This is a genomic window from Bradyrhizobium sp. 142 (assembly GCF_023074015.1).
In the GTDB taxonomy this organism is placed as follows: Bacteria; Pseudomonadota; Alphaproteobacteria; order Rhizobiales; family Xanthobacteraceae; genus Bradyrhizobium.
This window is the reverse complement of record NZ_JADPKQ010000375.1, coordinates 1-11,054: the sequence shown is the minus strand read 5'-3', so window position 1 is coordinate 11,054 and position 11,054 is coordinate 1. Positions and strand designations below refer to the sequence as shown.

Below are 11,054 nucleotides of genomic sequence, written 5' to 3'. Positions count from 1 at the left end.
GGGCGGCCCCGGGCGGGGTCAGCGTTTGTGGCACCCCCATCCCCAACCCTTCCCCACAAGGGGGAGGGAGCCCGTCCGTCCGTGCCCGCCTTACAGGGAATTGCTGCCTGGGCAGCGCAGAGTAGCGACCTTCAATGACCCATCCCGGCGAACAGTTTTATCCCGAGGGCGTGCGCTGGGACGACACCATCGTCCAGGGCACGCTCCCTGACCTGTTGTCGAAAGCCGCCGCCGACTACGGCCCGCGCACCGCGCTCGAATTCCGCGACCGCGCGATCAGCTACACTGAGCTCGCCGCGATGGCCGAACGCGCGGCCGCAGCGTTTCTCCGTGCCGGCTACGGCAAGAACGCCTCCGTCGCGCTGTTTCTCGGCAACACACCCGATCACCCCGTCAATTTCTTCGGTGCCCTGAAGGCCGGCGCGCGCGTCGCGCATCTCTCCCCGCTCGACGGCGAGATCGCGCTGACCCACAAGGTCTCCGACTCCGGCTCGCGGGTGCTGGTCACTTCGAACCTCGCCGCATTGCTGCCGACTGCGCTGAGGTTTCTCGACAAGGGGCTGATCGACCGCCTCGTTGTCTGCGAGGACGACAATTGGGGCAAGGTCGGCACGCCGCAGGCGGCGATCCCGAGCGATCCCCGCATCGTCACCTTCAAGACCTTCGTCGAGGGCGCCACTGCCCCGGCGCAATGGCCGAAAGTGACGGCGGACGATGTCGCGCTGCTGCAATATACCGGCGGCACCACCGGCCTGCCCAAGGGCGCCATGCTCACGCACGGCAATCTCACCTCGGCGGTGTCGATCTACGACGTCTGGGGCAAGCCGTCGCGCGCGGCGCGCGGCGATGTCGTCGAGCGCGTGATCTGCGTGCTGCCGCTGTTCCACATCTACGCGCTCACCGTGGTGCTGCTGTCCTCGCTCAGCCGCGGCAATCTGATCTCGCTGCACCAGCGCTTCGACGTCGAGGCCGTGATGCGCGACATCGAGGTCAAGCGCGCGACCTACTTTCCGGGCGTGCCGACGATGTGGATCGCGATCGCGGCGCTGCCCGATCTCGACAAGCGCGACTTCTCCTCGCTTGCCGTCATCGGCTCCGGCGGCGCGCCGCTGCCGGTCGAGATCGCGAACTTCTTCGAGCGCAAGATCGGCAAGAAGCTGAAGAGCGGCTGGGGCATGACCGAGACCTGCTCGCCCGGCACCGGCCATCCGCCTGTCGGCCCCGACAAGCCCGGCTCGATCGGCCTGATGCTGCCCGGCATCGAGCTCGACGTCGTCGCGCTGGATGACCCGACAAAAGTACTGCCGCCGGGCGAAGTCGGTGAGATCCGCATCAAGGGCCCGAACGTCACCAGGGGCTACTGGAACAGGCCGGAAGGATCCGCCGACGCCTTCGTCGACGGTCGCTTCGTGACCGGCGACATCGGCTACATGGATACGGATGGCTATTTCTTCCTGGTCGATCGCAAGAAGGACATGATCATTTCTGGCGGCTTCAACGTCTATCCGCAGATGATCGAGCAGGCGATCTACACCATTGCCGGCGTGCATGAGGTGATCGTGCTCGGCATTCCCGACCCGTATCGCGGCGAGGCGGCAAAGGCCTTCATCAAGCTCAGGCCCGGGGCAAAGCCGTTCTCGCTCGACGAGCTGCGCGCGCAGCTCGCCGGCAAGCTCGGCAAGCACGAATTGCCGGCCGAGGTCGAGTTCGTCGACCATCTGCCGCGCACGCCGGTTGGAAAGCTGTCGCGCCACGAGTTGCGCCAGCAGCAGAAACCAGCACAATCCACCCAACTTGCATCAGGAGGTCGCTCTTGACCGAGATCGAGGATGTCCTGATGGGGGCCGTGGGGCTGTTCGAAGCGTTGCAGTAACCGTCGTCCCGGCGAAAGCCGGGACCCATACTCCGCAGCCGGAGTTTGGGGCACAGGCGATATTGGCCTGTGCAAGACAATGAAGACTTGTGGTTATGGTCCCGGCCTTGGCCGGGACGACAATGGGAAGCTCACAGGAGGATCCGATGGATCTCGCATTCACGAAAGAAGAGCAGGCGTTTCGCGAGGAAGTGCGATCATTCTTCCGCGACAACGTACCGCCGGACACGCGGCGCAAGCTGGTCGAGGGCCGCCACCTCTCCAAGGACGAGATGGTGACGTGGTGGCGCATCCTCAACAAGAAGGGCTGGGGCGTCAGCCATTGGCCCAAGCAATATGGCGGCACCGGCTGGACCTCGGTGCAGCACTACATTTTCAACGAGGAACTGCAGTCCTATCCGGCGCCGCAGCCGCTCGCCTTCGGCGTCAGCATGGTCGGCCCGGTCATCTACACCTTCGGCAACGAGGAGCAGAAGAAGCAGTACCTGCCGCGCATCGCCAATGTCGACGATTGGTGGTGCCAGGGCTTTTCGGAGCCCGGCTCCGGCTCTGACCTCGCCTCGCTCAAGACCAAGGCCGAGCGCAAGGGCGACAAATGGATCATCAACGGCCAGAAGACCTGGACCACGCTGGCCCAGCACGCGGACATGATCTTCTGCCTCTGCCGCACCGATCCCGCTGCCAAGAAGCAAATGGGTATCTCCTTCATCGTCTTCAGCATGAAGTCGAAGGGCGTCACCGTGCGCCCGATCCAGACCATCGACGGCGGCGCCGAGGTCAACGAAGTGTTCTTCGACGACGTCGAGGTGCCCATCGAAAACCTGATCGGCGAGGAGAACAAGGGCTGGGACTACGCGAAATTCCTGCTCGGCAATGAGCGCACCGGCATCGCCCGGGTCGGCGTCTCCAAGGAGCGGCTGCGCCGCATCCGCGATCTCGCCGGCAAGGTCGAGTCCGGTGGAAAGCCGATCATCCAGGATGCCGCGTTCCGCGAGAAGCTCGCGGCCTGCGAGATCGAGCTGAAGGCGCTGGAGCTCACCCAGCTCCGCGTCGTCGCCGACGAAGGCAAGCACGGCAAGGGCAAGCCCAATCCGGCCTCGTCCGTGCTGAAGATCAAGGGCTCCGAGATCCAGCAGACCACAACCGAGCTCCTGATGGAAGTGATCGGCCCGTTCGCCGCGCCCTACGACGTGCACGGCGACGACGGCTCGAACGAAGCCATGGATTGGACCGCCCAGATCGCGCCGAGCTATTTCAACAACCGCAAGGTCTCGATCTACGGCGGCTCCAACGAGATCCAGCGCAACATCATCGCCAAGGCGGTCCTGGGGCTGTGATGCTTTCTTCCCCCTCTCCCCGTTCTTACGGGGAGAGGGTTGGGGTGAGGGGCCTCTCTCCGGGCAGGGACCGTCGAGAGAGCGGTACCCCCTCACCCGGATCGCTCAAGCGCGCATGTGCGCGCCAAAGCGATCCGACCTCTCCCCGCAAGCGGGGAGAGGTGAAGAGGGACCCCACGCAACGCTGACATTTGTGACCTGAGGAAACAGAGATGGATTTTGATTTGTCCGAGGAGCAGCGGCTTCTCAAGGAAAGCATCGACGGCCTGCTGACCGATTCCTACGATTTCGAGAGCCGCAAGAAGTACATGAAGGAGAAGGGCGGCTGGAGCAAAGCCGTCTGGCTCAAGCTCGCCGATCAGGGCCTGCTCGGCCTGCCCTTTAGCGAGGCCGATGGCGGCTTCGGCGGCGGCGGTGTCGAGACCATGATCGTGATGGAGGCGCTCGGCAAGGCGTTGGTGCTCGAGCCTTATCTGCCAACGGTCGTGATCGGCGGCGGTTTCCTCCGCCATGCCGGCACCGATGCGCAGAAGGCGGCCCACGTGCCTGGCATCGTCGACGGCAGCAAGACGCTGGCGTTTGCGCAGCTGGAGAAGAACTCGCGCTATGATCTGTTCGACGTCACCACGACGGCCAAGAAAAAGGACGACGGCTGGGTGATCGACGGCGAGAAGTTCGTCGTGCTCAACGGCGAGAACGCCGATACATTGATCGTGACCGCTCGCACCAAGGGCGACCGCCGCGACAAGACCGGCATCGGCGTGTTCCTGGTGCCGGCCGACGCCAAGGGCGTGACGAAGAAGTCGTATCCGACGCAGGACGGCCTGCATGCCGCCGACATCAGCTTCACCGGTGTCGAGGTCGGCGCCGACGCTGCGCTCGGCAATCCCGAGGACTCGCTGGCGCTGATTGAGTGCGTCGTGGATGAGGCCCGCATCGCGCTCTGTGCCGAGGCGGTCGGCCTGATGGACGAGTCGCTGAAGACCACGGTCGAGTACATCAAGACGCGCAAGCAGTTTGGCGTGCCGATCGGCTCGTTCCAGTCGCTGCAGCACCGCGGCTCCGACATGTTCGTCGCCGTCGAGCAGGCGAGATCGATGTCGATGTTCGCGACCATGGCGGGTGATTTCGAGGACGCGAAGGAGCGCACCATCGCCATCGCCGCCGCCAAGGTGCAGATCGGCAAGTCGCTGAAGTTCGTCGGCCAGCAGGCGATCCAGCTGCACGGCGGCATCGGCATGACCATGGAGGCGAAGATCGGCCACTACTTCAAGCGCCTCACCATGATCGAAAACACCTTCGGCGACACCGACTACCACCAGCGCCGCGTGGCGGATTCGGGCGGGTTGATCTGACCACGCCGTCATCCCGGGGCGCGCGCAGCGATGAGCCCGGGATCTCGCCACATCGTCATTGCGAGGAGCCCGTGCGACGAAGCAATCCAGACTTCCTCCGCGGAAAGATTCTGGATTTCTTCGCTGCGCTCGCAATGACGGAGCAAATGGAATCAGCGGAGCCCAACAACAATGAAAACACCCGTTCGATCTCACCGGAAAAGTCGCCGTGGTGACCGGCTCCAGCCGCGGCATCGGCCGACCATCGTCATCGACGGCGGCGTGACGACGGCGGCGGGGTAAGGCTCTCGCGAGATATCTCCTCCGGTCGTCCCGGCCTAGTGCGCAATTGCGCACGGGGGCCGGGACCCATAACCACATGCGGTCGTGGTTACAAAGACCAGGAGTCACAGCCGTCGCAACAATGATCAATTGGGGTAATGGGTCCCGGCCTTCGCCGGGACGACGATGTAGCGGGGATATTGACCTTCCCGCCCTAATCCGCTCCCTTTGGCGCGACACAATGAACCCTCCACAGGGAAATAACGCCAAGGTAGCTTCCATGTCTTTCGTCCTCGCCATCGATCAGGGCACCACCTCCTCGCGCGCCATCGTGTTTCGCAGCGACATCTCGATCGCCGCGCGTGCGCAGGCCGAGTTTCCGCAGCATTTTCCGGCCTCGGGCTGGGTCGAGCACGAGCCGGAAGATATCTGGACCTCGACCATCATGGTGTGCCGCGATGCGATCGAGAAGGCCGGCATCACCGCAAAGGACATCGCCGCGATCGGCATCACCAACCAGCGCGAGACCACCGTGGTGTGGGACCGTGCCACTGGCCAAGCCGTGCACCGCGCCATCGTCTGGCAGGACCGCCGCACCGCCGATATCTGCGCCAAGCTGAAGGCCGAGGGCCGCGAGCCGGTGATCTCAGAGAAGACCGGCCTGATCATCGATCCCTATTTCTCCGGCACCAAGGTCGCATGGATCCTCGACCACGTTCCCGGCGCGCGGGCGCGGGCCGCCCGCGGCGAGCTGATGTTCGGCACCGTCGATTGCTATCTGCTGTGGCGCCTCACCGGCGGCAAGGTGCACGCCACCGACGGCACCAATGCCTCGCGCACGCTGCTGTTCAATATCCACACCGGGCAATGGGACGATGAGCTGCTGGAAATCATCGGCGTGCCGCGCTCGATGCTGCCCGAGGTGAAGGATTCCTCCGCCCGCTTCGGCGAGAGCACGCCTGATCTGTTCGGCGGTGCCATTGCGATTTCCGGCATCGCCGGCGACCAGCAGGCCGCGACGATCGGACAAGCGTGCTTCCGCCCGGGCATGATGAAATCGACCTACGGCACCGGCTGCTTCGCCCTGCTCAACACCGGCACCACGCCGGTGGTTTCCAAGAACAAGCTGCTCACCACCATCGCCTACCAACTCGCAGGAAAACGCACCTACGCGCTCGAAGGCTCGATCTTCGTTGCGGGCAGCGCTGTTCAGTGGCTGCGCGATGGCCTAGGCATCATCAAGCACGCCGCCGAAACCGGCCCACTCGCCGACCAGTCCGACTCCATGCAGAGCGTCTATCTCGTCCCGGCCTTCGTCGGCATGGGCGCGCCCTACTGGAATCCGCGCGTGCGCGGCGCGCTGTTCGGCCTCACACGCAACACCGGACCTGCCGAGCTCGCCCGTGCCGCGCTCGAAAGCGTCTGCTACCAGACTTTTGATCTGTGGGCCGCGATGCGCGCCGACTGGCCGAGCTCGAAAACCGCCAGCGTCGTGCTGCGCGTCGACGGCGGCATGACCGCATCGGACTGGACTATGCAGCGCCTCGCCGATCTGCTCGACGCTCCCGTCGACCGTCCCGTGATCCAGGAAACCACGGCGTTAGGGGCCGCCTATCTCGCGGGCCTCAACGCGGGCGTCTATCCCGAGCCGACCAAGTTCGCCGACAATTGGCGCCTCGAGCACCGATTCAAGCCGAATATGAGCCAGGCAACGCGCGAGCGGAAGCTCGCGGGCTGGACGCGCGCGGTGAAGGGCGTGCTGGCGAGCGACGAGGGGGAGGGGTAAGGGAGGTTTCGTAGCCCGGATGGAGCGCGGCGCAATCCGGCGATATTCTCACGCACTGACGGTCCCCGGATTTCGCTACGCTCATCCGGGCTTGTATGGGGATGTGGTTGTCAAGGGGAATGATTGATCAGGGCATGCTTTGCTCATGGTTGTTGGTGTGGAGTGCGATGCACTCGCGATGGCGTTTTCGTTCCGATGGTTGACCGCTGCGCCAGACGCAGCCGCGGTCAAGGCTGGCCGCAGGCCACCGCCGGAGGCGGCGCGTAGCGGCCTTGACAGCGGCGAGGCTGGCGCGAGGCTTTCGGATCGGAACGTTTCGGTGCGCGTCGTGAACGGCGTGACGCGATATCCTGGACTGGGCCGTGTCGTGGTCATGCGGCAAGCACCGCATCAACTTCATAGCAGGACAGGATACGAACCGGCTTGCCCTCCTGCGCGGCCTTCCCTCGAGCCCGCAAAAGCACGCCAGATAGCGCCGCCATGTCCCCGCCATCGATCCGGTAACGACTCATCTTCTCGGCGCCGGGCATCATTATCCCCAGCTGCCACTTCGCTTTGCTCAGTTCGAAAGCCAAGTAAATCGTGGCATACTCGCTTCCGGCGGGTGCGTCAGTGTGATCAGTACGCATCGTTGATCCTCCAGGGTGAGTTGGTGGTCACAAACTCAATTTACCTCTGACCACCTGCCACCCCATAGGATCTACAAGGCTGCCTCCACAGCGTCATTGCGAGGAGCCCTTGCGACGAAGCAATCCAGTCTGTCTCTGCGCGAAGATACCGGATTGCTTCGCGGCGCTCGCAATGACGGAGTGTGGGCACAGCCGTCGCTCTTCGAATCGGTACATCAACGATGGATGTAGCGCGGAGGGAGCGACTTGTCTGACGAAACTCGAAGAGCGAAGGCGGAAGCGATCTTCGGGGCAGCGCTCCCGCATTCTGCTCCGCGCAATGCGCGTTACACGGATGCCTCGACATCGTCATTGCGAGGAGCTCGTGACAAAATTGCGTAGCAATTTTGCACTGATGTGACGAAGCAATCCAGACTGTCCCCTCAGAAAGATCCTGGATTGCTTCGCTAGGCCTCGAAATTCACCGCCGTGGTGTTGGCGCCGCAGACCAGTATCGCGATCCGTTCGCCGGGTGAGGGACGATAGCGGCCGGAGAACACCGCGGCAAAGGCGGCTGCGCCGCCGGGCTCGGCCACCAAGCGCAAGCTCGACCACAACGCCGCTTGCGCCTGCCGGATCGCCTCATCGTTGATCAAGACGACGCGCTCGACATGAGCCCGCGCGATCGGAAACATCAATTGTCCGACGCGCTTTGGCGCGAGGCTGTCGGCGGCGATACCGCCCGCGGGCGCATCGATCGGCTTTCCAGCCTCGAAGGCGGCGTGCAAGGTCGGAGATTGCTCCGGCTCGACGGCCACGATGCGCGTCCTGCCGGCGGTCCACGCCGCAATGCCGCCGATCAGCCCGCCGCCGCCGACCGCGACCAGCAGCGTGTCGATATCCGGCGCATCCTGTTCCAGCTCCAGGCCGACGCTGCCCTGGCCGAGCAGGGTCTCGGCCTGGTCATAGGCGTGGACGGCCATGGCGCCGGTCTGCGCGACATGAGCTTCGCTCGCGGCGAGCGCATCGGCATAGCGGCTGCCGGCAATCACGAGCTCGGCGCCATAACCCCTGATCCGCTCGGCCTTGGCGGGCGAGGTAATGTCAGGAACGAAAATCGTGGCTGGAATTTTGAGCCGCTGCGCCGCATAGGCGACGGCCGCGCCATGATTGCCGCCGGATGCGGCGACGACACCGGCTTGCGGCACCTGCCGCAGCAGCAGATTGGCGAACGCACCCCGCGCCTTGAACGACCCGGAATGCTGCAGCAGCTCGAGCTTGAAAATGACGGGCGCCGCCGGCAGGCCGAAATCGGCGAGGTCGGCTGCGAGCAGTGGGGTGCGGCGGATATGCGGGCGGATGATGGCCTCCGTCGCCGCGATCCGCTCCCTGGTGATGTCCATTGTCGCTGTCATGATGTCGTCCTTGATAGCGCATCCGGGAGACGCTGTCCCGGCGCCGTGCATTCGGCGCAATGCTCTATGTCCAGGATTTGCTTGCGCCGTTGCGATGTTGTCGTGGAAACTGATCGGCCCTGCCTCATCTAGCGACTGAGAAGAGCGAGAACCATGTTCCTGATCGGCCAATACGATTCCCCCTTCGTCCGCCGCGTCGCGATCTCGCTGCGGCTTTACGGGCTCGCCTTCGAGCACCGGCCGTGGTCGACCTTCGGCGATGCCGACAAGATCGCGCCCTATAATCCCCTGCGCCGGGTGCCGACCTTGGTGCTCGACGACGGCGAGGCGCTGATCGAGAGCACGATCATCCTGGATTATCTCGACGAGCTCGTTGGTGCAGAGCAGGCGATGTTGCCGCGCAGCGGCGCCGAGCGGCGCAAGCACTTGCGCATCTGCGCGCTCGCCTCGGGCCTCGGCGACAAGGCGGTGAGCCTGCTCTATGAGCGCGTGCTGCGGAAGGAGCAGCTTGCGCTGTGGGTCCAGCGCTGCGAGGCGCAGATTACGGATGTCCTCGGCGTGCTCGAGGCCGAGCGCGCCAAGGTGACGACGCCGTACTGGCTGGGGACGCGCATCGGCCACGCCGACATCGCTGTGGCCTGCGTCGTCCGCCTCACCCGCGAAGCGCATCCAACGCTGTTCGACGTGGCGCGCTATCCGGCGTTGTCCGCGCATTCCGAACGCTGCGAGGCGCTGGCGCCGTTCAAGGAGATCGCGCAGCCGCTGGCGCCGCCGAAGGGGTGAGGGACGTGTCCCGTCATTCCGGGGCGCGCCACTTGCAATTGCGCATCTGAGAATCCATTTATCGACGACACACGCTGTACGATGGATTCCGGGCCAGCGCTCCGCGCGCCCCGGAACGACACCAAGCGCCTTACGCAAACCCGATCTTGATCAGGATCGTCAGAAAGACGCCTCCAACGACCGCGCAAACCGCGGCACCGATCAGCGGCCCCAGCGCGCCTTCCCGGTTTGCAGGCTCCAACACGGCTTGTCCCGGCTGCTCTGGATCGTAATAAACTTTGACGCTCTGCCCGGGACGATATTTTGCTGCTTCCTTTTGCGCGACCTCGCGCAGCCCGGAGATCATGGTGCCGCCCCAATTGAGTTCGGTACCGGTGAAATCGCGCTTGTCGACCCTGTAGGCGTAGCGGAGGTCGACCTGATAGCGGTGTCGGAGCTTTGAAGTCGTCGACTTGTCGTCGTCATCGCTCTTCTCCTCGATGATCTCCTCGACCACGTCGCAACGGGTAATCCTGCCAGCCGCGGTCGGCCAGCGCAGGCTGACGCTCGCAAGCCGGCGCGTCCTGACATATTCGGCGACGCAGAACACGCCGCCCAGGAGCACGATGATCGGCAGCGCGAATGCGAACAGCGGAACGCCCTTGTCGGCGTAGAGCACGTGACCCGCGAGCGAATGCGCCGTCAGTGTAGCGGCAATGAAGCCGAACACGATCGCGAACGCCACCAGGGCTGCGACGTTCTGCGCGGCGGCCGGCTCCAGCAACGTCTCGGTAGGACGCTTCGGATCGACATAGACGTCGACATGCGCGCCAACCGGATATCGTCCCGCCAGTTTTGCGGCGAGCACCCTTGTCGTGATGGCGGGGCCGCCGACAAAGATCTTGTCGCTTTCAAGCTCCTGGCCGCCGGCCTGATAGCGATAGCGGATGATGGGCTTGGCATCGTTCCGATCGTCCGAGGCGTGCGTCGCCGGCTGATCGACCCGGGAGACCGTGATGATGCCCTCGACCTTGTCCCAGCTCCGCGCGGCCTGCATTCGGCCCCGCATGCGGATCAGGTTGAACAGCATCAATCCAAACAGCAACATCGAGATTCCGGCGGCAATCTGCGTCCACATCAATTGATGGGCATCCAGCATCTGATTTCCTTGGCTCTCCGATGGCGACCGCTATTGGTCGCGGCGAGCGCGGGTTGCGTTCACGGCATTGTGGGGGCTGTGGGAGCGCAACGCGCCGCGAGGATGCGCAGCTGTTTGGAATGTGAGTTGGAGAGCGATGTGGTTGCCCACACTCCGTCATTGCGAGCGCAGGGAAGCAATCCAGAATCTCTCCGCGGAGACACACTGGATTGCTTCGCTGCGCTCGCAATGACGAGATCGGGGTAGAGAGCCTCTGCCGTTCAACAGGCGAGGTCTGCGACGATGAATTAATACAGGTGTTTTGCCAGACGCATCAAGCTGCTTTCGCAGAACCGAAAATTCCTTAAGCTTTTCAACCCCATTCTACTTTGCATGGGGTTGTTTTCTCATTTTTTGTTTTAGCAGTCTGCTGAAAAACCCCCTCGCCACGGAGGGGGTCTGATGATTCACTTTATCATCTCGAATCGGTGGAGACGATCATGCGCGGCAGATTTATGG

At 63.9% G+C, this 11,054-nt stretch carries 8 protein-coding genes; 5 read left to right on the top strand and 3 right to left on the bottom strand.

Annotated elements, in window-relative coordinates:
* Nucleotides 1-134: 134 nt before the first annotated feature.
* The 4 genes from pimA to glpK all read left to right on the top strand — a co-directional run bounded on the left by pimA (nucleotide 135) and on the right by glpK (nucleotide 6,612).
* Nucleotides 135-1,817 carry a dicarboxylate--CoA ligase PimA gene (gene pimA / locus IVA82_RS34520; RefSeq protein WP_247387440.1) on the top strand — a complete coding sequence of 561 codons (1,683 nt, stop codon included), beginning with the start codon at nucleotides 135-137 and terminating at the stop codon, nucleotides 1,815-1,817.
* Between the two features lie 202 nt (nucleotides 1,818-2,019).
* Nucleotides 2,020-3,210: a pimeloyl-CoA dehydrogenase large subunit gene (gene pimC, locus IVA82_RS34515; protein ID WP_247387439.1), complete on the top strand. Its 1,191-nt coding sequence runs from the start codon at nucleotides 2,020-2,022 to the stop codon at nucleotides 3,208-3,210.
* A 212-nt stretch (nucleotides 3,211-3,422) separates the two neighbouring features.
* A complete protein-coding gene (gene pimD / locus IVA82_RS34510) occupies nucleotides 3,423-4,565 on the top strand; it encodes a pimeloyl-CoA dehydrogenase small subunit (RefSeq protein ID WP_247387438.1) in 1,143 nt (380 codons plus the stop codon).
* Between the two features lie 541 nt (nucleotides 4,566-5,106).
* Nucleotides 5,107-6,612, top strand: a complete 1,506-nt coding sequence (glpK, locus tag IVA82_RS34505) for a glycerol kinase GlpK (protein ID WP_247387437.1) — start codon at nucleotides 5,107-5,109, stop codon at nucleotides 6,610-6,612.
* Between the two features lie 371 nt (nucleotides 6,613-6,983).
* On the opposite strand, the gene IVA82_RS34500 is transcribed toward glpK, so the two are convergent.
* Nucleotides 6,984-7,241 carry a hypothetical protein gene (locus IVA82_RS34500; protein WP_247387436.1) on the bottom strand — a complete coding sequence of 86 codons (258 nt, stop codon included), beginning with the start codon at nucleotides 7,239-7,241 and terminating at the stop codon, nucleotides 6,984-6,986.
* A gap of 446 nt (nucleotides 7,242-7,687) precedes the next feature.
* Nucleotides 7,688-8,635 carry a threonine/serine dehydratase gene (locus IVA82_RS34495; RefSeq protein ID WP_247387435.1) on the bottom strand — a complete coding sequence of 316 codons (948 nt, stop codon included), beginning with the start codon at nucleotides 8,633-8,635 and terminating at the stop codon, nucleotides 7,688-7,690.
* Between the two features lie 153 nt (nucleotides 8,636-8,788).
* Between IVA82_RS34495 and IVA82_RS34490 the strand changes: the two genes are divergently transcribed.
* Nucleotides 8,789-9,418, top strand: coding sequence for a glutathione S-transferase family protein (locus IVA82_RS34490; RefSeq protein ID WP_247387434.1), 630 nt, complete (start codon nucleotides 8,789-8,791; stop codon nucleotides 9,416-9,418).
* A 130-nt stretch (nucleotides 9,419-9,548) separates the two neighbouring features.
* Here the strand turns inward: IVA82_RS34490 and IVA82_RS34485 are convergent, their stop codons facing one another.
* Nucleotides 9,549-10,556, bottom strand: coding sequence for a DUF3592 domain-containing protein (locus IVA82_RS34485; RefSeq protein WP_247387433.1), 1,008 nt, complete (start codon nucleotides 10,554-10,556; stop codon nucleotides 9,549-9,551).
* Between the last annotated feature and the right edge of the window lie 498 nt (nucleotides 10,557-11,054).

What these genes read in the sequence shown, in the direction of transcription:
- pimA (WP_247387440.1), top strand. Translation starts at nt 135, where the DNA reads ATGACCCATCCCGGCGAACAGTTTTATCCCGAGGGCGTGCGCTGGGAC.
- pimC (WP_247387439.1), top strand. Translation starts at nt 2,020, where the DNA reads ATGGATCTCGCATTCACGAAAGAAGAGCAGGCGTTTCGCGAGGAAGTG.
- pimD (WP_247387438.1), top strand. Translation starts at nt 3,423, where the DNA reads ATGGATTTTGATTTGTCCGAGGAGCAGCGGCTTCTCAAGGAAAGCATC.
- glpK (WP_247387437.1), top strand. Translation starts at nt 5,107, where the DNA reads ATGTCTTTCGTCCTCGCCATCGATCAGGGCACCACCTCCTCGCGCGCC.
- IVA82_RS34500 (WP_247387436.1), bottom strand. Translation starts at nt 7,241, where the DNA reads ATGCGTACTGATCACACTGACGCACCCGCCGGAAGCGAGTATGCCACG.
- IVA82_RS34495 (WP_247387435.1), bottom strand. Translation starts at nt 8,635, where the DNA reads ATGACAGCGACAATGGACATCACCAGGGAGCGGATCGCGGCGACGGAG.
- IVA82_RS34490 (WP_247387434.1), top strand. Translation starts at nt 8,789, where the DNA reads ATGTTCCTGATCGGCCAATACGATTCCCCCTTCGTCCGCCGCGTCGCG.
- IVA82_RS34485 (WP_247387433.1), bottom strand. Translation starts at nt 10,556, where the DNA reads ATGCTGGATGCCCATCAATTGATGTGGACGCAGATTGCCGCCGGAATC.